The organism is Streptomyces sp. NPDC040718 (genome assembly GCF_055593565.1).
Genome location: NZ_JBVIXO010000004.1, coordinates 164,549 through 186,520 on the forward strand (window position 1 = coordinate 164,549; position 21,972 = coordinate 186,520).

The following is a 21,972-nucleotide window of genomic DNA, read 5'->3' on the forward strand; positions in this document are numbered from 1 at the left end:
AACGGCATGAGTCTCGTCGTCTTCGAGTCGCAGAAGCCGATCCACTGCGCGGCGTGCCGACGGGGGCCGCTGCGGCACCTCGTCCGAGAATCCGGCGTGCCCCGCTGCCTGGACTGCGCCGACCTCGGCCACCTCGTGTACCTCCCGCGCGGGGACGCGGCGCTCACCCGCCGGGCTCGGGAGGGCAGTTCGCTGCACGCCGTCGTGGTGCGCCGGCACAGGGGCCGCCGCCGTTACGAACGCCAGGGGCTGCTGGTGGAGGACGCCGCGCTGGCCCGCGCCGAGCGCGCCTGCCTCGCCGACGCCGACGCCCGGGCCCGCCGCCGGGAGCGGGACCGGCTGCGGCGCGCGGCCGAGGACGTCCGGTTCACCGCGGCCTTCGCGGCCGAGATCCGGCGGCTGTTCCCCGGCTGCCCGGCCGACCGCGCCCAGGCGATCGCCGCCCACGCCTCGGTGCGCGGCAGCGGCCGGGTCGGGCGCACCGCCGCCGGCCGGGCGCTCGACGAACTGGCGGTGTCGGTCGCGGTACGGGCCGCCGTGCGGCACACCGACACCGAGTACGACGCGCTGCTGATGGCGGGCGTGCCCCGGTTCGCGGCCCGGGCCCGGCTGGCGGCGCGGATCGACGCGATCCTGGACGGCTGGCGCGCGGGGGCCGTCAGCTGAGGCGGAAGCGCCGGTACAGGAGAACCCCGCCGAGCAGCAGGGCGCCGCTGCCGGGCACCAGGTAGCCGAGCCCGTCGGAGCCGGTGTGCGCCAGGGCCGAGGGGTCCAGCGGCGGGGCCGGAGGGGCGGGCGGAGCCGGCGGAGCCGGAGGGGCGGGCGGGGTCACCGGCCGCGGTGAGACCGGCGGCGGGGAGACCGGCGGCTGCGCCGGCTTGCCGCCGGTCGGGGTCTCGCCGTTCACGGAGGTGTTCCCGTGGGAGCCGTTGCCGACGCCGACGACGTTCACCGAGTTGCCGCTGACGTTCAGCGGCAGATCCACCGGAAGCTGGATTCCGTTGCCGGACAGCAGCCCGGGGGAATCCTTCGTGCGCCCCTCGGCACTCGCCCCTCCCCCGTTTCCACCGGATCCGGGTTTTGCCGGACCGGAGGGCCGCGGGTCCGGATGCCCCTCGTCCGCAGAGGTGTTGGTACAGCGGTTCCCGGCGGCGGAGTTGAGTACGCCGACCACGCTCACGGTGTTCCCGCACACGTTCACCGGGGTGTGCACGGGCAGCTGCACCAGGTTCCCGGAGAGCAGCCCGGGGGAGCGCTCGGTCTGCCCGCCCGCTTCGGCGTCGGCGTACGCGAAGCCGCCCGCCCCCGCGACCGCCAGCCCGCCGCCCGCGACCATCACCGCGATCAAGCCATTCCGACGACTGTGACGCATCAGGTTTCCTGCCTTCCGGAGGGATTCAGGGGCATCGCGCCCGCACCGGAAACAACGCGGTAAACCCGTTCGGGTTATAGAGGGGGCAGGCATTTCACCCCATCGTGTACTGGGTAGTGCCTACTTCATGACTGAACGACCGCTCCTGCTGCTCGACGTGGACGGCCCGCTCAACCCGTTCCGGTCCCTCTCCGCAGGCCTGCGCGGCTACACGAGCCACCGGATGCGCCCGGACGTCTGGCTCTCCTACCGCGACCCCGAGTCCCGCAAGGCCCGGCGCGGCGTCCGGGTGCGACTGCACCCCTCCCACGGCGCCCGGCTGCAGGCCCTGCCCTTCGAACTGGCCTGGGCCACGGCCTGGACGCACCAGGCCAACACCCTGATCGCCCCGCGCATCGGGCTCCCCGCCGACCTGCCCGTGGTGGAGTGGCCGGAGCTCTTCGCCCGCGACCCCGACGGCCTCTTCTGGAAGACCCGGCCGCTGCTCGACTGGGCGGCCGGCCGGCCCTTCGCCTGGGTCGACGACATGATCACCCCGCAGGACCGCGCCTGGGTGTCCGCCCACCACCCGGCGCCGAGCCTCCTGCTGCGCATCCATCCCCGCCACGGCCTGCGCGACCGGGACTTCGCGGCCCTGTCCGCCTGGGCGGGCGAGATCAGCGCAGCAGGGCGCTGACCGGATCCGGGGACGGAGTCGCGGTGGGCCACCAGTCGTCGGCGTCCGGGCGGGACTCGTAGGCGTACCAGAGGCCCTCGCGGCTCAGGCGGAGCTGGCGGGTCCGGGAGGTGAGCCGGTTGCGCTCGGGGCGGAAGGAGCCCCGGCCGGCGGCGAGCAGGGCGGGGCGGGCCCGGTCGAAGGGCCCGGCCGGCGGGTCCCAGGGCTCGTCGAGCACGGTGAGCGCGGGCAGGCCCCCCTGGCGCCAGGCCGCGGCGGCGCGGGCCAGGTCCGTGGTGCTGCGGCCGGTGGCCCGGGCCAGGTCCCGGTACAGGGTGCGTGCGGTGCCGGTGAGGCCCGAGGTGGGGTGCGCCGAGGCCAGCCGGACGGCGTCCTGCCAGAGGGTGAGCCCGCCGACGGGGTCCTCGGCCGTGGCGAGGAGGGCCAGCGCGCGGGCGGCCGCGTCCCCGGCGAGCTGCTCCAGCGCCAGCGGGTCGGGCGCGGCCGGATCGGCGGGGTAGGCCGGGGGCGGGCCCGCGGCGGCCGGTGCGGTGAGCGGGGCCGGCAGCAGGGGCAGGACGGCGCGGGCGAGCGCCGCCCGGGCCGGAACACCGGGGAAGTCCGGTTCGGCGTCGGGCTGTTCGCGTGCCGCGTGGGCGGCGTTGCGTCGGCCCAGCTCGTCAAGGAGCTCGCGCTCACCGCGGCCGCGCAGGAGCAGCAGGACGAAGGGGTCGGCGTCCAGGAGCCGGGCCGCCCGGTAGCACAGGGCCGCGGCGTGCTTGCAGGGCGGCCGCACCGTGTCCGGGCAGGAGCAGCGCGCCGTCAGCTCGCCCGCGCCCGGCAGCACCGTCTCCGCGAGGGACTGCGGGACCTCCCGCTCCAGCAGCGCCGCGAGGGCCGAGGGGTCGGCGGCCAGTGACTCAAGCAGCGCGGACCACTCGGCGTCCGCGAAGGGGGGCAGGGTCAGCTCGGTGCGGTAGGGGCGGGCCCGGCTGCCCCGGACGTACGCCACGATCCGGCCGGGCGTCACCGTGACCGCGTCGACATGGCCTTCGGCGGCGTACGCGCGCCCGCGGTGGAGGCGGGCCGCGTCCTGCGCGCGCTCCTCCAGCGCGGCCACCCAGGCCCGGCCCCACCAGGTCGCGGCCTCCATCCCGGCGGGCACGGTCTCGAAGGTGCGGCGGCGGTCGTCCCGCGCGGTGATCACGCCGGCCTCCGCAGGGAGACGAGATCGGCCAGCTCGCGGTCCGTCAGCTCGGTCAGCGCGGCCTCGCCGGAGCCGAGCACGGCATCGGCCAGCGCCCGCTTGGCCTCCAGCAGTTCGGCGATACGGTCCTCGACGGTGCCCTCGGCGATGATGCGGTGGACCTGGACGGGCTGGGTCTGGCCGATGCGGTAGGCGCGGTCGGTGGCCTGCTCCTCGACGGCCGGATTCCACCAGCGGTCGTAGTGGATCACGTGTCCGGCGCGGGTGAGGTTGAGGCCCGTCCCCGCGGCCTTGAGGGACAGCAGGAAGACGGGGACCTCACCGGACTGGAAGCGGTCGACGAGCTCCTCGCGGCGGGGCACGGGGGTGCCGCCGTGCAGGAGCTGCGAGGGGATGCCCCGGGAGGCGAGGTGCCGCTCCAGGAGCCGGGCCATGGTCACGTACTGGGTGAAGACCAGGACGGAGCCGTCCTCGGCCAGGATCGTGTCCAGCAGCTCGTCCAGCAGGGCCAGTTTGCCCGAGCGGTGCGCGAGGCGGGGCTCCGCCTCCTTCGGCCCGGCTTCCTTCAGGAACTGCGCCGGGTGGTTGCAGATCTGCTTGAGCGAGGCCAGCAGCTTCATGATCATGCCGCGGCGCTCCATGCCCTCGCTGCCCTCGATCACGGCCATCGCCTCGTCCACCGCCGCCTGGTAGAGGGAGACCTGCTCCCTGGTCAGGGACACCGGATGGTCCGTCTCCGTCTTCGGGGGCAGCTCGGGGGCGATACCGGGGTCGGACTTCTTGCGGCGCAGCAGGAACGGCCGGACGAGCGCGGCCAGCCGGGCCACCGCCGCCTCGTTGCCCCCGTCCTCCTCCTGCTGGTGCTCGACCGGGCGCGCGTGCCGGGCCCGGAAGGTGGTGAGCGGGCCCAGGAGTCCCGGCGTCGTCCAGTCGAGCAGCGCCCACAGCTCGGAGAGGTTGTTCTCGACGGGGGTGCCGGTGAGGGCCACCCGGGCCGGGGACGGGATGGTGCGCAGCGCCTTCGCCGTCGCCGAGTGCGGGTTCTTGACGTGCTGGGCCTCGTCCGCGACGACCAGGCCCCAGCTCTGCTCGGCCAGCCGGGCCGCCGCCGCGCGCATCGTCCCGTACGTGGTGAGGACGAAACCCCCGGCCAGCCCGTCGAGGCTGCGGCCGGCGCCGTGGAAGCGGCGTACGGGGGTGCCGGGGGCGAACTTCTCGATCTCCCGCTGCCAGTTGCCCAGCAGCGACGCCGGGCAGACCACGAGGGTGGGCTCGGGCCGGTCCCGGTGCAGGTGCAGGGCGATCAGGGTGACCGTCTTGCCCAGGCCCATGTCATCGGCGAGGCAGCCGCCCAGCCCGAGCGAGGTCATCAGGTCCAGCCAGGCCAGGCCGCGCAGCTGGTAGTCCCGCAGGGTCGCCTTCAGGGCCGCGGGCGCCGCGACCGGGGGCAGTTCACCGGTGAGCCGGTCCCGCAGGGCGGCCAGCGCGCCCACGGGGACCGCCGGTACCGCCTCCCCGCCGACGTCGGCGGTGCCGGTGAGTACGGTGGCCAGCGCGTCCACCGGGTCGAGCAGGCCCAGCTCCCGCTTGCGCGCCTTGCGCACGAGCTCGGGATCGACCCGCACCCACTGGTCTCGCAGCCTCACCACGGGCCGGTGGGCCTGCGCGAGCGCGTCCATCTCGCCCGGGGTGAGCCGGTCCCCGCCGAGGGCCAGCTCCCAGGAGAAGGAGAACAGGGCGGCCGCGTCGAAGAAGGCGGTGCCGTCGGTCGCGGAACCGGGCGCGGCGGGCCGCACGACGGCGGCCGCCGAGAGCGTACGGGCCAGCTCGCGCGGCCAGTGCACCAGCACTCCGGCCGCCGCCAGCCGGGTCGCGGCGGTACCCAGCAGGTCCTCCAGCTCCGGGTCCGACAGCGGGAGGGCGTCCGGCACCGGCTGGTCGAGCAGGCGCAGCAGCGGCGGCCAGACCCGCGCCGCCCGGCGCAGTGCCAGCACGGCGTCGATCCGGGCGCGCGGGCCGAATCCGGCGGCCGCCGCCCCGGCCCACAGCAGCCCCGCGTCGGTGACCAGGGTCGGATCGGCCAGGCTGTGCACCTGGACCACGGCCGCTCCGGCGCGGCGGACGTCCTCCGGCTCGGCCTCGTCGAACAGGCGGAAGGAGGACAGGTCGAGCCGGAGCGAGATCCCGACCCCGGCATCGGCGCCGGCCGCGACCTGCGCGGCCCACTCCTGTATCCCCGGCACCCGCTGCGGCTCCCGGGCCGCGAACGGCCGGCCTGCGGCGTACTGCGCGGCGGGCGTGCGCGGCAGCACATCGGCGACGGCGTCGAGGAACGCCCGGACCAGGGCTTCGGGCTGGGGCAGGGCTGTCGGGCGGCGTCCCGCGAGCGGGGTGGCGTACCCCTCGTACGGCAGGGCGGCGGCGACGGCGCGCAGGTACCCGACGTCCTGGGCATCCAGCGGCCCGGCGCGCCAGGCGTCGACCCCGTCGGCGGTGAGCCCGGGCAGCAGGCGGCCGCGCGCGGCGAGGGCCAGCGCCTGCGTGGCGGCGGTGCCCCAGGCGCGGGTGGCGGGATGCGCGGCGGGACTGCGTGCGGCCCGCACCAGCACGGGCAGGGCGGCGGCCACCGACAGCGCCACCGCGGGGACCGTACGCGTACGGACGCCGTCCCCGTGCGGCCGGACCACCTTCAGCGCGTGCGGGGTCCCCAGCTCGGGCAGCGGGTCCCCCTCCGGGCACCAGAACGCCACCCGCCCCTCCCGGGGTACGGCGGCGGGGAGGAACACGGCGGCGCGGCGCAGCAACGACGGCTGCGGCGGTGGCTGCGCGGTCACGGGGTCCCCCCTCCCTGGTGCTCGGCTCCGCCCGGTCATGGCGGATCCACTGCCACCGAGTCTAGGCGGGCCCACTGACAACCCGCGCTGACCTGCGGATACGCCTCATCCCGCCGGGGGTAGGTCAGCGTGCCCGGCGGCCCTGTTCGCCCGCGAAGCCGTACTCGGGCCTGCCCGCCGCGGCACTGGTGCGCCAGGGCGCGCCGTCGTCGTCCGGGCGGAGGGTGCCGGACCCGCCGGGCCCGCTCCAGCGCAGTTCGAGGTACCAGTCGCAGTCGCAGCCCGTGGCGGCCGCCGACACCCGGAGCACGACCGGGCCGGTCGCCGAGACGCGCAGCGGCCGCACCCCGGCCGTCGCCGCCACCGCCCTCGCGGCGGCGGCCGCCCTGGTCCTCACCACCTCCGCCACCGCCACCGCCGCCACCGCGCCCGGGTTCCTGAACGGCACCGACCTGCCCCCGCACCCCTCCTCCCCCTGGTACCCCGGCAAGATCACCAAGGGGCTGCCCGAGGACGCCCCCTTCTGCCTGGACGGGGTGCTTCCGGCGGCCGGCAGCTGGCACCGCGCGTTCGGTACCGATTACGACACCGGCGCCGTCCAGATCTCCGTGCGCGCCGCCTCGGCCGCCGCCGCCGCGAGGCTCGCCGCCGCCCTGGAGCGCGAGGTCGCCGGCTGCGCCGCGGACTGGCTGCGCGCGAACCCGGGCGGCACGGCGTCCTGGCAGGACTACGGCAGGCCGGCCGTCGAGGAGGGCGCGCACGTCTACGGCGTCGGCACCTCCGTCCCGGAGTCCGAGCCGGGCGTTCACCTGTACGGGATCGGACGCGACGGGTCCACCGTGACCGTCGTGAAGTGGGGCCAGATGGGCAACCTGCCCGACGCCCCCGTGCCCGCCTTCAAGAAGACCACCACGACGGCCGTGGACAAGCTCAACCCCTGAGCCCCGGCCGCCGGGGCGGGCCCGGGCCGCCGGTGGGACCATGGAACCGAGGCCTCCATCCAAGGCGAGGCGATGGCCATGCGTACCGGAAACGAGCCGGTGACCGCCCGCAGTCCGCTGCGGCTGCGGTTCTGGCTGAGCCTGTGGGGGCTGCTCTGGGCCGCCGCCGGGGCGGCCGCGTTCTCGCTGGCCGGCCGTCCCGGATGGGCGGCCGCCTGCGCGGCGCTCGCGCTGGTGGCCGCCGTCGACCTGACCGTCGTGGTCCGGCACATCCACCAGGGCCCGCACTACCAGCCGGGCCCGGACGTCCCCCCGTACGAGCCTCCGCGCCGGCGCTAGTTCTCGAAGCGGGCCGCCTCCAGGTACTCCGGCTGCGGATCGAGGGCGGCGGCGAGCCGGAAGTGGCGGCGGGCCCGCTCGGGGCGTCCGGCCCGCTCGTGGGTGCGGGCGAGGGCGAAGTGGGCGAAGGCGTTGTCCGGCTCCCGCTCCAGCACCAGCTCGAACTCCAGCTGTGCGGGCCGCAGCTGCGCAGCCGCGAAGAAGGCACGGGCGCGCAGCAGGCGGGCCGCGGTGTTCTCGGGGTGCGCGGCTATGACGGAGTCGAGGAGCCGGACCGCGCCGCGCGGGTCCCGGGCGGCGAGGAGCTGCTCGGCGGCCCGGTAGTCGATGACGTGCGTCTCGGGGCTCGCGGAACCCGACGGCCCGGCGGGTCCGGGCCCGGGTCCGGTGGACGGCGGCGGCGGGGGCGTGGTGTCGGACACGGTGTCTTTCCTTCCCTCTACGGGCGCGTTCAACGCCCTCCGCCGCTGCGGCTATTCCGCCGCGGCGCGCGCGGTGAGCTCCTCCCAGACCTTGCGCACCTGGGGCTCCAGCGCCTCCAGCGGCCCGTCGTTGTCGATCACGAGCGTGGCCACCGCCAGCCGCTGTTCCCGCGTGGCCTGGGCGGCCATCCGGGCGCGGGCCTCCTCCTCGGTCATCCCGCGCAGCGCGGTCAGCCGGGCCAGCTGCGTGCCGGGGGCGGCGTCCACGACCACGACGAGGTCGTAGAGGGGAGCGAGGCCGTTCTCCGTGAGGAGCGGTACGTCGTGCACCACGATCGCGTCGGGTCCCGCCGCGCCCTCCAGCTCGGCGGACCGGGCCCCGACGAGCGGGTGGACGATGGCGTTGAGGGTCTGGAGCTTCGCCGGGTCGGCGAAGACGACCGCCCCCAGCTTGGGGCGGTCCAGCCGCCCGTCGGCGGTGAGCACGGAGTCCCCGAAGGCCTCCACCACGGCGGCGAGTCCGGGCGTGCCCGGCTCCACGACCTCCCGCGCGATCCGGTCGGCGTCGACGACGACCGCCCCGTACCCCGCCAGCAGCCGCGAGACCTCGCTCTTGCCGGCACCGATTCCGCCTGTCAGGCCCACTTTCAGCATGGTCAGAACCCTAGGCGGTGTCCCCTTCCCGAGGAACACCGCCGGGGAACACCGCTGCGCCGGACGGCTCCGGGCGTCCTACCCTTCGCCCTCGCGCTCCGCCAGGAACCGCTCGAACTCGCGGCCGATCTCGTCCGCCGACGGGATCTCGGCCGGCTCCGCGATCATGTTGCCCCGGGTCTCGGCCCCGGCGGCGGCGTCGTACTGGTGCTCCAGGCCCTGGACGAGGCTGACGAGTTCCTCGTCGCCCTCGCGGATCTGCCGGTCGATCTCCGTCTGCGTGCGGTGCGCCTCGGTGCGCAGGGCGTGCGCGACGGCCGGCAGGACCAGGCCGGTGGCGGCCGTGATGGCTTCCAGGGCGGTCAGTGCCGCGTCCGGGTAGGGGGAGCGGGCGACGTAGTGCGGGACGTGCGCGGCGACGCCGAGCACGTCGTGTCCGGCCTGGGCGAGGCGGAACTCGACCAGTGATTCCGCGCTGCCGGGCACCTGGGCCTCGTCGAAGGGGCTGCGGTGGCCGGGCATCAGGTCGGTCCGGTTGCCGTGCGGGGTGATGCCGACGGGGCGGGTGTGCGGGACGCCCATGGGGATGCCGTGGAAGTTGACCGACAGGCGGACGCCGAGCCGCTCCACGATCTGCCGGACGGCGACGGCGAAGCGCTCCCACTCCACGTCCGGCTCGGGGCCGGAGAGCAGCAGGAACGGCGCGCCGGTGGCGTCCTGGACCAGGCGCACCTCCAGGCGGGGCTCCTCGAACTCGGTCCAGTGGTCGCGCTGGAAGGTCAGCAGCGGGCGGCGTGCCCGGTAGTCCACCAGCCGGTCCGCGTCGAAGCGGGCCACCACCTGGTGGGGCAGGGTGTCGAGGAGGCGTTCGACGATCTGCTCGCCGGTCTCGCCCGCGTCGATGTACCCCTCGAAGTGGTACAGCATGACCAGTCCGGCCGAGTCCTGGGTGAGCGCCAGGTCCGCCACCGCCAGACCCTTGGCATCCCATTCGTACAGACCCTGTGGATCAAGCACCGTCACCACTCCTCCCTCGCGCTGTGTTCCATGCGGAGAACGTCCGGGGCGGCGCGGCCATTCCCAGGTGGGTGGCATTGGCACAAACGCAACGCGACGGCGGGCGGACCCACGGTGCCGACGGGCTCCCGGACGCGGCTCCGGGAACGCGGCGAGGCCCGCCCCCCGAAGGGGACGGGCCTCGTCGTTCAGCTCAGCTCACACCGGGGTGTGATGCGCTGCGATCAGCTCTGGCCGCCGGCCAGCTTCTCGCGGAGCGCGGCCAGGGCCTCGTCCGACGCCAGGGCGCCGGAGGTCTCGTCCGCACCCTCGGAGGAGTACGAACCACCGGAGACGCCCGCACCGGCGTTGCCACCGGCGGCCGGGGCGGCAGCGCCCTCGGCGGCAGCGGCCTCGTCGGCCTCGCGGCTCTTGATGACCTGGGCCTGGTGCTGCTCGAAGCGGACCTGCGCCTCGGCGTACTGGCGCTCCCACGTCTCGCGCTGGGTCTCGTAGCCCTCGAGCCAGTCGTTGGTCTCGGGGTCGAAGCCCTCGGGGTAGATGTAGTTGCCCTGGTCGTCGTAGGACGCGGCCATGCCGTACAGGGTCGGGTCGAACTCGACCGACGCCGGGTCGGCACCGAAGGACTCGTTGGCCTGCTTGAGGGACAGCGAGATCCGGCGACGCTCGAGGTCGATGTCGATGACCTTGACGAAGATCTCGTCGTTGACCTGGACGACCTGCTCCGGGATCTCCACGTGGCGCTCGGCCAGCTCGGAGATGTGGACCAGACCCTCGATGCCCTCGTCCACGCGGACGAACGCACCGAACGGAACCAGCTTGGTGACCTTACCCGGGACGACCTGGCCGATCTGGTGGGTCCGGGCGAACTGCTGCCACGGGTCCTCCTGCGTCGCCTTCAGCGACAGGGAGACACGCTCGCGGTCCATGTCGACGTCGAGGACCTCGACGGTGACTTCCTGGCCGACCTCGACAACCTCGGACGGGTGGTCGATGTGCTTCCAGGACAGCTCGGAGACGTGGACGAGACCGTCGACGCCACCCAGGTCCACGAAGGCACCGAAGTTGACGATCGAGGAGACGACGCCGGAGCGGACCTGACCCTTCTGCAGGGTGGTGAGGAACGTCTGGCGAACCTCGGACTGGGTCTGCTCGAGCCAGGCACGGCGGGACAGGACCACGTTGTTGCGGTTCTTGTCCAGCTCGATGATCTTCGCCTCGAGCTCCTTGCCCACGTAGGGCTGGAGGTCGCGGACGCGGCGCATCTCGACGAGGGAGGCCGGCAGGAAGCCGCGGAGGCCGATGTCGAGGATGAGACCACCCTTGACGACCTCGATGACGGTACCGGTGACGATGCCGTCTTCTTCCTTGATCTTCTCGATCGTGCCCCAGGCACGCTCGTACTGAGCGCGCTTCTTGGACAGGATCAGGCGGCCTTCCTTGTCCTCCTTCTGGAGAACCAGGGCCTCGATCTCGTCGCCGACCTTGACGACCTCGTTCGGGTCGACGTCGTGCTTGATCGAGAGCTCGCGGCTCGGGATCACGCCTTCGGTCTTGTAACCGATGTCGAGCAGGACCTCGTCCCGGTCGACCTTCACGATGACGCCGTCGACGATGTCGCCGTCGTTGAAGTACTTGATCGTCTCGTCGATCGCGGCCAGGAAGGCTTCCGCGTTACCGATGTCGTTGACCGCTACCTGCGGAGGGGTGGTGGCGGTGGTCTCGGTGCTGCTCGTCATGTGGGAAAGGGCTCCGGTTACGGACAGAAAGTCGTAGGTACTGCTACGCCGGGAGCCCTTATCGGCACCTGCCGAAGAAGCCGGACAGCCAAAGAAGCCCCAAGATCCCCTGAAAGGGGGAAGGGCCTCGAAAACCGAGGGGACATTCAACAGATGCAAGCGCAGCCTGCTAGGTCTGAGGAGCACAGGCTCGCAGCGCAACTTGTAGCATACGGGGGCAGCCGGACAGGGTCAATGCGCGAAGGCGCATACCGCGGGCAGATCACCGCATAACCGGCGCAATTCGTGGGCGGAGACGCGGTGATGAGCGCTCCGCACGAGTTTTCCGGCCACCCGGACCACCGAGCCATCCGCAGACTACGACGACGGGCCCCATGAACCAAGAGGACTACGCCCCCGAAACCGACGCCGAGGACGACGCCGAGGCCACCCGGCGCGACGCCGGCGAGGCGGAGAGCAGCCGGGCCAGCCGCGGCTGGTGGGACCGCAACGCCGACGAGTACCAGAGCGAGCACGGCGCCTTCCTCGGCGACGACCGCTTCGTCTGGGGCCCCGAGGGCCTGGACGAGGCCGAGGCCGCGCTGCTGGGCCCCGCCGCCTCCCTCAAGGGCAAGGTCGTCCTGGAGATCGGCGCCGGCGCCGCCCAGTGCTCGCGCTGGCTCGCGGCGCAGGGCGCCTGCCCGGTGGCCCTGGACCTCTCCCACCGCCAGCTCCAGCACGCCCTCCGGATCGGCGGGGACGTCCCCCTCGTCGAGGCCGACGCCGGCCGGCTGCCCTTCCGCGACGGCTCCTTCGACCTCGCCTGCTCCGCGTACGGGGCGGTCCCCTTCGTCGCCGACCCGGTGAACGTCATGCGCGAGGTGCGGCGCGTCCTGCGTCCCGGCGGCCGCTGGGTCTTCTCCGTCACCCACCCGATCCGCTGGGCCTTCCCCGACGAGCCCGGCCCCGACGGGCTGTCCGTCTCCGCCTCCTACTTCGACCGCACCCCGTACGTCGAGCAGGACGAGCAGGGCCGCGCGGTCTACGTCGAGCACCACCGCACGATCGGCGACCGGGTCCGCGACGTGGTCTCGGGCGGCTTCCGCCTGCTGGACCTGGTGGAGCCGGAGTGGCCGGAGTGGAACGGCCAGGAGTGGGGCGGCTGGTCCCCGCTGCGCGGCAACCTGATCCCGGGCACCGCGATCTTCGTGTGCGAGAGGGACTGATCGCTTGATCCGCCAGGCCGTCCTCGACTCCCTCCCCGTGCGGGAGGCCGTGCCCGCGCTCGTCTCGGCGCTGGACGCCCACGGCACGGCCGTGCTGTGCGCCCCGCCCGGCACCGGCAAGACCACGCTCGTGCCGCTCGTACTCGCCGGACTGGTGGGCGGGGGCCCGCGGCGGCGGGTGGTCGTCGCCGAGCCCCGCCGGATCGCCGCCCGCGCGGCGGCGCGGCGGATGGCGTGGCTGCTGGGCGAGGCCGTCGGCGGCTCGGTGGGCTTCACGGTGCGCGGGGAGCGCGTCGCGGGCCGGGACACGGCCGTGGAGGTGGTGACCACGGGGGTGCTGCTCCAGCGCCTCCAGCGCGACCAGGAGCTGGCCGGGGTGGACGTGGTGGTGCTGGACGAGTGCCACGAGCGGCACCTGGACGCCGACACCGTCGCCGCGTTCCTGCTGGACGTCCGCGAGACCCTGCGCCCGGAGCTGCGCCTGGTGGCGGCCTCGGCGACGACCGACGCGGCCGGCTGGGCCCGGCTGCTGGGGGACGCGCCGGTGGTGGAGGCGGCCGGGGTCGCGTACCCGGTGGAGACGGTGTGGGCGCCGCCGGCCCGGCCGGTGCGGCCGCCGCACGGGATGCGGGTGGATCCGGCGCAGCTGGCGCACGTGGCGGCGGTGGTGCGCCGGGCCCTGGCGGAACGTTCCGGCGACGTGCTGTGCTTCCTGCCCGGCGTCGGCGAGATCGCCCGGGTGGCCGGGCAGCTGGGCGGGGTGGACGCCGAGGTGCTCCAGGTCCACGGCCGGGCGCCTGCCGCGGTGCAGGACGCGGCGCTGACCGCCTCGGAGCACCGCCGGGTGATCCTGTCGACGGCCGTGGCGGAGTCGAGCCTGACCGTGCCGGGCGTACGGGTGGTCGTGGACTCCGGGCTGGCCCGCGAGCCCCGGGTGGACCACGCCCGGGGGCTGGGCGCGCTGGCGACGGTACGGGCTTCCCGTGCGGCGGGCCGCCAGCGGGCGGGCCGGGCCGGGCGGGAGGCGCCGGGCGTGGTGTACCGGTGCTGGGCCGAGGCGGAGGACGGGCGGCTGCCCGCGTTCCCCTCCCCCGAGATCCGGATCGCGGACCTGGCGCCCTTCGCCCTCCAGGCCGCCTGCTGGGGCGACCCGGACGCCTCGGGGCTCGCGCTGCTGGACGCGCCGCCGGCCGGTGCCATGGCCGCGGCGCGGGAGGTGCTGACGGCCGTCGGCGCGGTGGACGCGGCCGGGCGGCCGACGCCGCGCGGGCTGCGGATGGCCCGGCTGGGGCTGCACCCGCGGCTGGCGCGGGCCCTGCTGGACGGGTCCGCCGCGCTGGGTGCCCGGCGGGCGGCGGAGGTGGTGGCGCTGCTGAGTGAGGAGCCGCCGCGGGAGTACGGGGACGACCTGGCCGCCGCGTGGCGCCGGGCGCGGCGCGGGGACGATCCGTACGCGGGGCGCTGGCGGGCGGAGACGGCCCGCCTGGAGCGGTCGCTGTCCGGTGACGCCGCTGCGCGGGGGCTCTCCCCCACCCCGCCCCTTCCCGAAACCGGGGCTTGCGACCCCGGCCGCCGCCCGTCGGGCGCTGCGCGCCCGACCCCCCGGGGCTCCGCCGCGGACCCCGCTCCTCAAACGCCGGAGGGGCTGGAATCGTCCCGCGAGCGTGCTGCGGACGACGGAGGGGCACATCCAGCCTCGCAGGCGTTCGAGGCGCGGGGGGCTGGGGGCGGAGCCCCCGGAGGGGGTCCGGGCGCAGCCCGGGGAACGGGCGAAGGGCGGGTAGGGGAACTCTCCCCCGGCGGCCGCCCCGCCTCCGCTTCCCCGACCGCCGCCCCGGCCCGCGCCCCGGGCACCGGTGCCCCGGCGACGGGCCCCGCCCCCGGGGCGGATGACCACGCCGCCGCGCTGGTGGCCGCGCTCGCGTTCCCCGAGCGGGTGGCACGGGCCAAGGGCACGGGGGCCTTCCTCATGGCCGGCGGGACCGCCGCCGAGGTCGGCGAGGGGTCGCCGCTGCGGAACGCGCCCTGGCTGGCGGTGGCCGTCGCCGACCGGGCCCCGCACTCGGCGTCCGCCCGGGTCCGGCTGGCGGCGGTCCTCGACGAGGACACCGCCCGGGCCGCCGCCGCGCACCTGTACGCCTCCGGCGAGGAGGTGCGCTGGGAGGACGGCGACGTGGTCGCCCGCGCCGTCGAGCGGCTCGGGGCGGTCGAGCTGGTGGCCCGCCCGCTGCGCGACCCGGCCCCGGACCTGGTGCGGGCCGCCCTGCTGGACGGGCTGCGCGCCGAGGGGCCGGCCCTGCTGCGCTGGTCGCCGGACGCGGTGGCGCTGCGGGCCCGGCTGGGGTTCCTGCACCGTACGCTCGGCGGCGCCTGGCCGGACGTGTCGGACGACGCGGCGCTGCTGGAGCGGGCCGGGGACTGGCTGGAGCCGGAGCTGTCGCGGGCCCGCCGCCGCGCCGACCTGGGGCGGATCGACGCGGGGCAGGCCCTGAACCGGCTGCTGCCCTGGGCCACCGGTGAGGCGGCCCGGCTCGACGAGCTGGCGCCGGAGCGGATCGAGGTGCCCAGCGGGTCCCGGATCCGCGTGGACTACGCGGGCGGGCAGCCGGTGCTGGCGGTGAAGCTCCAGGAGCTGTTCGGGCTGGCCGAGACGCCCCGGGTGGCGGGGGTTCCCGTACTCGTGCACCTGCTGTCGCCGGCGGGCCGCCCGGCCGCCGTCACGGCCGACCTGGCCTCCTTCTGGCAGGGCGGATACCGGGCCGTCCGGGCGGAGCTGCGCGGCCGCTACCCGAAGCACCCGTGGCCGGAGGACCCGGCGACGGCCGAGCCCACCCGGCACACCAACGCCCGGCTCAGGGGGCGGTGACCTGCGCTGTGCGCCGTCCCCGGGCCTCCAGCCAGAGGGCGGCGGCGAGCAGCGCCAGGCCGGCCAGGGCGAGGCCGGCCGGGGCGTAGGTGTGCAGTGCGAGGACCTTCGTACGGTTTGCGGAGACGAGGTCGAGGGTGTGCTTCGCGTAGTCCTCGCGCATGGTGACGTGTCCGGCGAAGGCGGTCAGCTTGCCGTCGGGGGCTCCGGCCGCGATCCCGCCTCGCATCTCCTGCTGGATGTCCTGTTCGGCGTTGACGGGCGCGCCGGTGACGGGGTCGACCCAGAACCTGGCCTTGACCGTGTACCAGAGGGTGGTGCCGGTGGTCTGTTCGATGGTGGCGGGGTCGATGCCCTCGATCGGCATCTTCTTCGGCATGGGGACCTTGGTCCAGGGGACGGTCTGCTCGAAGTAGTAGACGTCCATGCCCCGGTGGGTGCGCGGGCCGACGTAGTGGATCGGCGAGGAGGTGCGGGTCTGCGCGTCGAAGTAGAGGTAGTCGCGCGGCTCGGTGAAGAAGGGCCATTTGAACTCGATGCCCTCGCGTTTGACCGGGTCCCCGTCGACCGTCTCGCCGGTGGCGTGCACCGGGTCCTGGGTGTGGGCGTCGAAGATGTAGCGCTCGGGGATCTGGGAGACCATCTTGCCGTCGGGCCCGATGATGTAGGAGAGCGTGTCCCAGACGACGACGTCCTTGCCGGCGTCGGCCTCGATCTCCTTCGACGCCTCGACGTTGCCCTTGAGGGTCTGCACGATGGTGACCTTGTCGACCTTCTTGGGCTGCATGCCGCCCGCGTAGTCGAGGAGGGTGGCGTCCTTGGCCTCCAGGACCATCTCCTGGTACTGGCCGGCCGGGATCTTGGCGAGCCGGGGGTACGCGTACCAGCGCAGCAGTGGTGCGAGGGCTGCGCAGAACACGGCCAGGGCAAGCAGTACGAGGCTCGCTCTGCGTCGCACGGCCGGGCCTCCTCTACTTTCCGGGCGCGGCGGGCGCGGTGGTGAGCAGCGGTCTGGGCGAGGTCTTGCCCTCCGGCACCCCGGCGGCCGTTGCGGCGAGGACGAGGGCCAGCGCGGCGGCCAGCCCGACGGCGGCGGCGGTGAGTGCGCGCACGGCGGAGCCTCCGAATCTGATGGGTCGTCAGGGAGGCGTACCGTAGCAACGCGGGGGTGAGATGAGAACCGTCCGGTTGAGTACGCGTACTCATGTCCGGGCCGTCGGCCGCGGGCAGGCTGGCGGACATGAGCACGACGACCGCCGCCCCGGAGCGGCACGGGGACCTGGGCGCCGACATCGCCGGGGCGGTGGGACTGATCGTCCTCGAACTGGTCGCGCTCGCCGGGGTCTTCCTCGTGCGGGTGCTCACCGGGCTGGACTTCGACCCGACGACGGAGGCGGAGCCCCACCCGGTGTGGGGGTACCTGGTGGCCGCCGGGGTGCTGGCGGCACTGATGGCCCGGGTGGCGCTGCGGGCGGCCCGGCGGGGCGCCGGGGTGACGTCGGTGACCCAGGGCGTCATGGCGATGGCCACGGTGACGGCGATCGTCATGGGGGCGGCCTACCAGGTGCACGAGGACAGGCCGGTGCCGCCGAGCCCGTGCCGTCAGTCTCCGTCGGCGCCCTGGTGCAACGGCTGAGCGGGACCGCCCGTCTAACGGGCCGTGCCGGGGCTCGGCTTGGGCGCCGGCGGGGTCCCGGTCGGGGTCCCGGTCGGGGTCGGGGCGGCCGACGGGCCGGTCTTCGGGGTGGTGGTCGGGGACGGCGCGGGGGTCGGGCTCGACGTCGACGACGGCTTCGGGGTCGGGGTGGGGGTCGGCTTCGGGGTCGGCGTGGGGGTCGGCTTCGGCGTGGGGGTGGGGCTCGGCGTCGTCGACGGACTCGGCGTCGGCGTCGGCGTGGGGGCCGGGGTGGGGGTCGGGGTGGGCTTGGGGGACGGGGACGGGGTCGGCGTCGGGGTCGGCTTCGGTGAGGGCTTCGGGTCCGACGGCCGGGGGCCCGCCGGGGTACCGGCGCCCGTACCGGCACCGGTGCCGCCCGCGTCCGGGACCTCGTGCGCGCCTTGGAGGTAGTACGTGAACCAGGACCGCACCGTCCGCAGGTACTCCGCGGACTGGTTGTACGACAGCACGGCCCGGTCCAGGCCCACCCCCGTCCGCAGGTCCCGGCTGCCCGCGCAGAGGTAGCGGCCGGCCGCCAGCGCGGCGTCGTGGACGTTGTTCGGGTCGCGCCGCCCGTCGCCGTTCGCGTCCTGGCCCCAGGCCGCCCAGGTGGACGGGATGAACTGCATCGGCCCGACGGCCCGGTCGTAGCGGGCGTCGCCGTCGAAGGCCCCGCCGTCGGTGTCGGAGATGTTCGCGAAGCCGTTCCCGTCGAGCACGGGGCCGAGGATGGGGCGCAGGGTGGTCCCGGCGGCGTCCACCTGCCCGCCGCGAGCCTGCCCGGACTCGACCTTGCCGATCGCCGCGAGCAGCTGCCAGCGCAGCCCGCAGCCGGGATCGCTCGCCGCGACCCGCTGCTCGGCCGCCCGGTACGCGGCGAACACGCTCGCCGGTATCCCCTGTGCGCCCTCCACCACCGGCTGGACCGCCGCCGGCACCGCGGCCGGCGAGGGCGTGGGCGTGGCCTCCGGCTGCACCGGGGCGCCCGTCTGGCCGTCCGGCAGGACCACCGCGGGTGGCTGGGGGCTTACGAGGGGCGGCAGTTCGGTGATGTAGGAGGAGTCCCCTCCGGAGCCCGCGGCCACCGGCTTCGCGGCCTCCTCGCCGGCCGCCGCCGTCCGCTCCTCGTCGGCGCCGGCCGGGGCCTGTGACGCCGTCATGGCGGCGGCCACCAGTGCCGAGACCAGAGCCGCGGCCGCGCCCCTGCGCAGGCCGCGTCCGAATATTCGTGCCGACATGACGGGTCCCCTCCCCTAGACGTCCGCGTGACCCTACGTCAGCTCTCTGCACAGGGCACGCGATGCGTCGCGGAAATTCACCACATCCCCACGTTCCCTCGCAGCTCACGCATACTGTCCGGACCCCGAACGCCCTAGGAGCCCCCGTGCCGTTCACTCTCAGCCATGCGACCGCCGTACTTCCGGCCATACGCCGGACGGGGCGGGCGAGGGGGCCGCTGGTCGCCTCGGCGCTCGTGCTCGGGTCGTTCGCCCCGGACACGTTCTACTTCGCGGACGCGGTCGTGAACGGTGTGATGGGGTACGGCCGCTTCGCGCACTCCCTGCTCGGAGTGGCCACCGTGGACGCCGTCCTGACGGCGCTCCTCGCGGCGTGCTGGCTGCTGCTGCGCGAGCCGCTCGTCGCGCTCCTGCCGCGGAACCGGCGGGGCCGGGTGCACGCCTTCGTCCGGGGTGAGCACTGGCGGGGACGCCCGACGGCCGGGCTCGCCCTGTGGTTCTACCTCTCGGCGGTGGCCGGCTCCCTCACCCACGTGGTGTGGGACAGCTTCACGCACCTGGACCGCTGGGGGACGGACGCACTGCCGTGGCTCGGTGACCCGCTCGCCTTCGGCCTGCCCCTCTACTCCTACCTCCAGTACGGTTCCTCGGCTGTGGCCGCCTGCGCACTGCTCTGGTTCACCGTGAGCGGCCTGCGCCGGCTGCCGGCCGGGCCCGCGCCCGCCTCCGTACCGGTCCTCGGCCGGGCGGAGCGGTGGGGTGCCGCCGCCCTGATCGCCGGCTGCGCGGCCGTCGGGATCACCCTGCGGGTGATCCGCTTCTACACCTTCTACGACCGCGTCCGCACGCCGCTCGACATCATCCCGACCGTCTGCTTCGGCGCGGGCGGCGGGCTCGCCGTCGGACTGCTGCTGTACGGGGCCCTCGTACGGCTGCGCCACCGCCGCGACCGGGACCGGGACCGGCCCAGCCGCCCGGACCTGGACGCGCGGACGCCCGTCCCCACCGCCTGAGGCGGGCGGGGGACGGGCGTCCGGGTACGGCGGGGGAACGTCAGTGCGCGGCGGACTCCCAGTCGCCGCCGACGCCCACCGACACGTCCAGCGGGGCCCGCAGCTCGACGGCCGCGCCCATCTCCCGGCGCACCAGCTCCTCGACCCGCTCCCGCTCACCGGGGGCGATCTCCAGGACGATTTCGTCGTGGACCTGGAGCAGCATCCGCGACTTCAGCCCGGCCTCGGCGAGGGCCTTGTCCACGCGCAGCATGGCCACCTTGACGATGTCGGCGGCGGTCCCCTGGATCGGGGCGTTCAGCGCCATCCGCTCGGCGGCCTCACGGCGCTGGCGGTTGTCGCTGTTGAGGTCCGGCAGGTAGCGCCGACGGCCGAACACCGTCGCCGTGTAGCCGGTCGCCCGGGCCTCGTCCACCACGCGCTGGAGGTACTCGCGGACCCCGCCGAACCGCTCGAAGAACGTCTCCATCAGCCCGCGCGCCTCGGCCGGCTCGATGTTCAGCTGCTGGGCCAGGCCGAACGCGGACAGCCCGTACGCCAGACCGTAGGACATGGCCTTGATCTTGCGGCGCATCTCGGCGTCGACCTGGGAGCGCTCCACGCCGAACACCTGCGAGGCGACGGTGGTGTGCAGGTCCTCACCGGACAGGAACGCCTCGATCAGGCCCTCGTCCTCGGAGAGGTGCGCCATCACGCGCAGCTCGATCTGGCTGTAGTCGGCCGTCATCAGGGACTCGTAGCCCTCGCCGACGACGAAGCCGCGGCGGATGGCCCGGCCCTCGTCGGTGCGCACCGGCACGTTCTGCAGGTTGGGGTCGGTGGAGGAGAGCCGGCCCGTGGCCGCGGTGGTCTGGCTGAAGCTGGTGTGCACCCGGCCGTCGGCGGCGATCGACTTGACCAGGCCCTCGACGGTCACCCGCAGCTTGGCCTGCTCCCGGTGCCGCAGCATGATCACCGGCAGTTCGTGGTCGGTCTGCGTGGCCAGCCAGGCCAGCGCGTCCGCGTCCGTGGTGTAGCCGGTCTTGGTCTTCTTCGTCTTGGGCAGGTCCAGCTCGCCGAAGAACACCTCCTGGAGCTGCTTGGGCGAGCCGAGGTTGAACTCGTGGCCGACCGCCGCGTGCGCCTCCTTCACCGCCTGCTGCACGGCGCCCGCGAACTGCTGCTCCATGCCCTCCATGTGGTCGCGGTCGGCTGCGATGCCCGCCCGCTCCAGCCGGGCCAGCAGCTCGGAGGTGGGCAGCTCCATCTCGTGGAGCAGCTCGACGGCGCCGACCTCGGGCAGCTTCGCGGTGAAGGCGTCGCCCAGGTCCAGGACCGCGCGGGCCTGCGCCATCAGCGCGTCCGCCTCGGCGGTGTCGTCGGCGCCGAAGGCGAGCTGGCCGTCGGCGGCCGGCGGCTGGAGCTCACGGCCCAGGTACTCCACGGACAGCACGTCCAGCGCGAAGGAGCGCCGGCCCGGCTTGACCAGGTAGGCGGCGAGCGCGGTGTCCATGGTGACGCCCGCCAGGGTCCAGCCGTGCTCGGGGAAGACCCGCATCAGGCCCTTGGCGTTGTGCACCACCTTGGGGCGGGCCGCGTCGGCCGCCCACGCGGCGAAGGCCCGCTCGTCGGCCTCGTCCAGGGCGGACGGCTCGAACCAGGCGGCCGCTCCGCCCGCCGAGGCCAGCGCGATCTCGCTGACGTTCCCCGTGCCCAGCATCCAGCTGTCGACGGTGGACACGCCCAGCGGGCCGCCCGCGTGCTCCTGGAGCCACGGCGCGAGCTCGCCCGCGCCCAGCACCGACCCGTCCAGCTCCACACCCGCCGCCGGAGCCGGGGCCTCCGCCTCGGCCGAACCCGGGTCCACGGCCAGCAGCCGCTCGCGCAGCGAGGCGTTGCGGATCTCCAGCACGTCCAGCACCCCGGTGACCGCGGTGCGGTCGTACGGGGCGCGGGCCAGGTCGGCCGGGGTCCTGGGCAGCTCCACGTCCTTGACCATCTCGGTCAGCACCCGGTTGAGCTTCACGGCCTCCAGGTGGTCCCGGAAGTTCTGCCCGGCCTTGCCCTTGACCTCGTCGGCCCGCTCCACCAGCTCCGCGAACGACCCGAACTGGGTGATCCACTTGGCGGCGGTCTTCTCGCCGACGCCCGGGATGCCCGGGAGGTTGTCCGACGGGTCGCCGCGCAGCGCCGCGAAGTCCGGGTACTGCTGCGGGGTCAGCCCGTACTTCTCCTCGACCTTCTCCGGCGTGAACCGGGTCAGCTCGGAGACGCCCTTCGTCGGGTACAGCACCGTGGTGTGCTCGGAGACCAGCTGGAAGGAGTCCCGGTCACCGGTGACGATCAGCACGTCGAACCCGAGGGCCTCGGCCTGCGTCGCCAGCGTGGCGATCACGTCGTCGGCCTCGAAGCCGTCCACCGCGAACCGCGGCACCTTCATCGCGTCGAGCAGCTCGCCGATCAGCTCGACCTGCCCCTTGAACTCGTCCGGGGTCTTCGAGCGGTTCGCCTTGTACTCGGGGAACTCCGTCGTGCGCCACGTCTTGCGGGACACGTCGAACGCCACCGCGAAGTGCGTCGGCGCCTCGTCACGCAGCGTGTTCGCCAGCATCGACGCGAAGCCGTAGATGGCATTGGTCGGCTGGCCCGTGGCCGTGGTGAAGTTCTCCGCGGGCAGCGCGAAGAACGCCCGGTAGGCCAGGGAGTGCCCGTCCATGAGCATCAGGCGGGGGCGGTCCGCTGCGGTCGGCTGGTCGGTCTTCTTCGATGCTGTCTCTGCCACGCCCCCGATCCTAGGGCTCCCCGCTGACAATTCCGGCGCGGGCGGCCGCAGC

At 74.7% G+C, this 21,972-nt stretch carries 20 protein-coding genes; 8 read left to right on the forward strand and 12 right to left on the reverse strand.

Annotated elements, in window-relative coordinates; genetic code table 11:
- The first annotated feature begins 6 nt into the window (after positions 1–6).
- Positions 7–666: a DUF2293 domain-containing protein gene (locus ACZ597_RS12270; protein WP_471328227.1), complete on the forward strand. Its 660-nt coding sequence runs from the start codon at positions 7–9 to the stop codon at positions 664–666.
- Here the strand turns inward: ACZ597_RS12270 and ACZ597_RS12275 are convergent.
- The gene (locus ACZ597_RS12275; protein ID WP_471328229.1) at positions 659–1,372 is read right to left on the reverse strand and encodes a chaplin; all 714 of its coding nucleotides are present in this window, start codon (positions 1,370–1,372) and stop codon (positions 659–661) included. The two genes, ACZ597_RS12270 and ACZ597_RS12275, sit on opposite strands and share 8 nt — an antisense overlap.
- Positions 1,373–1,499: 127 nt before the next feature.
- On the opposite strand from ACZ597_RS12275, the gene ACZ597_RS12280 reads away from it, so the two are divergent.
- Positions 1,500–2,048, forward strand: coding sequence for a hypothetical protein (locus tag ACZ597_RS12280; protein ID WP_471328231.1), 549 nt, complete (start codon positions 1,500–1,502; stop codon positions 2,046–2,048).
- Here ACZ597_RS12280 and ACZ597_RS12285 read toward each other — a convergent pair.
- The 3 genes from ACZ597_RS12285 to ACZ597_RS12295 form a co-directional block, all read right to left on the reverse strand.
- Positions 2,029–3,234, reverse strand: coding sequence for an SWIM zinc finger family protein (locus ACZ597_RS12285; protein WP_471328233.1), 1,206 nt, complete (start codon positions 3,232–3,234; stop codon positions 2,029–2,031). The two genes, ACZ597_RS12280 and ACZ597_RS12285, sit on opposite strands and share 20 nt — an antisense overlap.
- On the reverse strand, positions 3,231–6,107 hold the full coding sequence (locus ACZ597_RS12290; RefSeq protein ID WP_471328235.1) for a DEAD/DEAH box helicase: 2,877 nt from the start codon (positions 6,105–6,107) through the stop codon (positions 3,231–3,233). Before ACZ597_RS12290 ends, ACZ597_RS12285 begins: the two co-directional genes overlap by 4 nt.
- Before the next feature lie 85 nt (positions 6,108–6,192).
- Positions 6,193–6,369 carry a hypothetical protein gene (locus ACZ597_RS12295; protein WP_471328237.1) on the reverse strand — a complete coding sequence of 59 codons (177 nt, stop codon included), beginning with the start codon at positions 6,367–6,369 and terminating at the stop codon, positions 6,193–6,195.
- Between ACZ597_RS12295 and ACZ597_RS12300 the strand changes: the two genes are divergently transcribed.
- On the forward strand, positions 6,353–7,009 hold the full coding sequence (locus ACZ597_RS12300) for a hypothetical protein (RefSeq protein ID WP_471328239.1): 657 nt from the start codon (positions 6,353–6,355) through the stop codon (positions 7,007–7,009). The genes ACZ597_RS12295 and ACZ597_RS12300 overlap by 17 nt on opposite strands.
- Before the next feature lie 78 nt (positions 7,010–7,087).
- Entirely contained in the window at positions 7,088–7,348 is a 261-nt protein-coding gene (locus tag ACZ597_RS12305) for a DUF6343 family protein (protein WP_471328241.1), read from the forward strand.
- Here the strand turns inward: ACZ597_RS12305 and ACZ597_RS12310 are convergent.
- The 4 genes from ACZ597_RS12310 to rpsA all read right to left on the reverse strand — a co-directional run bounded on the left by ACZ597_RS12310 (position 7,345) and on the right by rpsA (position 11,180).
- Positions 7,345–7,677 carry a tetratricopeptide repeat protein gene (locus ACZ597_RS12310; RefSeq protein ID WP_471328873.1) on the reverse strand — a complete coding sequence of 111 codons (333 nt, stop codon included), beginning with the start codon at positions 7,675–7,677 and terminating at the stop codon, positions 7,345–7,347. The genes ACZ597_RS12305 and ACZ597_RS12310 overlap by 4 nt on opposite strands.
- A 144-nt stretch (positions 7,678–7,821) precedes the next feature.
- Positions 7,822–8,424, reverse strand: coding sequence for a dephospho-CoA kinase (gene coaE, locus ACZ597_RS12315; protein ID WP_471328243.1), 603 nt, complete (start codon positions 8,422–8,424; stop codon positions 7,822–7,824).
- 78 nt (positions 8,425–8,502) lie between these two features.
- Positions 8,503–9,441 (reverse strand): PAC2 family protein, encoded by a 939-nt coding sequence (locus tag ACZ597_RS12320; RefSeq protein ID WP_007263496.1) that lies wholly within the window; start codon positions 9,439–9,441, stop codon positions 8,503–8,505.
- 224 nt (positions 9,442–9,665) lie between these two features.
- Positions 9,666–11,180, reverse strand: coding sequence for a 30S ribosomal protein S1 (gene rpsA / locus ACZ597_RS12325; RefSeq protein WP_007263497.1), 1,515 nt, complete (start codon positions 11,178–11,180; stop codon positions 9,666–9,668).
- Between the two features lie 374 nt (positions 11,181–11,554).
- Between rpsA and ACZ597_RS12330 the strand changes: the two genes are divergently transcribed.
- Together ACZ597_RS12330 and ACZ597_RS12335 are read left to right on the forward strand one after the other, a co-directional pair.
- A complete protein-coding gene (locus tag ACZ597_RS12330; RefSeq protein WP_471328246.1) occupies positions 11,555–12,385 on the forward strand; it encodes a class I SAM-dependent methyltransferase in 831 nt (276 codons plus the stop codon).
- 4 nt (positions 12,386–12,389) lie between these two features.
- Positions 12,390–15,251: an ATP-dependent RNA helicase gene (locus ACZ597_RS12335; protein WP_471328248.1), complete on the forward strand. Its 2,862-nt coding sequence runs from the start codon at positions 12,390–12,392 to the stop codon at positions 15,249–15,251.
- Here ACZ597_RS12335 and pgfA read toward each other — a convergent pair.
- Positions 15,238–16,209, reverse strand: coding sequence for a cell envelope lipid trafficking protein PgfA (gene pgfA, locus ACZ597_RS12340; protein WP_471328250.1), 972 nt, complete (start codon positions 16,207–16,209; stop codon positions 15,238–15,240). The two genes, ACZ597_RS12335 and pgfA, sit on opposite strands and share 14 nt — an antisense overlap.
- Before the next feature lie 13 nt (positions 16,210–16,222).
- The gene (locus tag ACZ597_RS12345; protein WP_471328252.1) at positions 16,223–16,363 is read right to left on the reverse strand and encodes an SPW_0924 family protein; all 141 of its coding nucleotides are present in this window, start codon (positions 16,361–16,363) and stop codon (positions 16,223–16,225) included.
- Positions 16,364–16,491: 128 nt separating this feature from the next.
- Between ACZ597_RS12345 and ACZ597_RS12350 the strand changes: the two genes are divergently transcribed.
- Positions 16,492–16,887 (forward strand): DUF6234 family protein, encoded by a 396-nt coding sequence (locus ACZ597_RS12350; RefSeq protein ID WP_471328254.1) that lies wholly within the window; start codon positions 16,492–16,494, stop codon positions 16,885–16,887.
- A gap of 14 nt (positions 16,888–16,901) precedes the next feature.
- On the opposite strand, the gene ACZ597_RS12355 is transcribed toward ACZ597_RS12350, so the two are convergent.
- Positions 16,902–18,146, reverse strand: a complete 1,245-nt coding sequence (locus tag ACZ597_RS12355) for a lytic transglycosylase domain-containing protein (protein WP_471328256.1) — start codon at positions 18,144–18,146, stop codon at positions 16,902–16,904.
- A gap of 146 nt (positions 18,147–18,292) precedes the next feature.
- Between ACZ597_RS12355 and ACZ597_RS12360 the strand changes: the two genes are divergently transcribed.
- A complete protein-coding gene (locus tag ACZ597_RS12360; protein ID WP_471328258.1) occupies positions 18,293–19,159 on the forward strand; it encodes a DUF4184 family protein in 867 nt (288 codons plus the stop codon).
- Positions 19,160–19,199: 40 nt separating this feature from the next.
- On the opposite strand, the gene polA is transcribed toward ACZ597_RS12360, so the two are convergent.
- Positions 19,200–21,920: a DNA polymerase I gene (gene polA, locus ACZ597_RS12365; RefSeq protein WP_471328260.1), complete on the reverse strand. Its 2,721-nt coding sequence runs from the start codon at positions 21,918–21,920 to the stop codon at positions 19,200–19,202.
- Positions 21,921–21,972 lie beyond the last annotated feature (52 nt).

Bases quoted from the DNA above. Each gene is read 5' to 3' on its own strand.
- ACZ597_RS12270 (WP_471328227.1), top strand. From the start codon at position 7: ATGAGTCTCGTCGTCTTCGAGTCGCAGAAGCCGATCCACTGCGCGGCG.
- ACZ597_RS12275 (WP_471328229.1), bottom strand. From the start codon at position 1,372: ATGCGTCACAGTCGTCGGAATGGCTTGATCGCGGTGATGGTCGCGGGC.
- ACZ597_RS12280 (WP_471328231.1), top strand. From the start codon at position 1,500: ATGACTGAACGACCGCTCCTGCTGCTCGACGTGGACGGCCCGCTCAAC.
- ACZ597_RS12290 (WP_471328235.1), bottom strand. From the start codon at position 6,107: ATGACCGGGCGGAGCCGAGCACCAGGGAGGGGGGACCCCGTGACCGCG.
- ACZ597_RS12305 (WP_471328241.1), top strand. From the start codon at position 7,088: ATGCGTACCGGAAACGAGCCGGTGACCGCCCGCAGTCCGCTGCGGCTG.
- coaE (WP_471328243.1), bottom strand. From the start codon at position 8,424: ATGCTGAAAGTGGGCCTGACAGGCGGAATCGGTGCCGGCAAGAGCGAG.
- rpsA (WP_007263497.1), bottom strand. From the start codon at position 11,180: ATGACGAGCAGCACCGAGACCACCGCCACCACCCCTCCGCAGGTAGCG.
- ACZ597_RS12330 (WP_471328246.1), top strand. From the start codon at position 11,555: ATGAACCAAGAGGACTACGCCCCCGAAACCGACGCCGAGGACGACGCC.
- ACZ597_RS12350 (WP_471328254.1), top strand. From the start codon at position 16,492: ATGAGCACGACGACCGCCGCCCCGGAGCGGCACGGGGACCTGGGCGCC.
- ACZ597_RS12355 (WP_471328256.1), bottom strand. From the start codon at position 18,146: ATGTCGGCACGAATATTCGGACGCGGCCTGCGCAGGGGCGCGGCCGCG.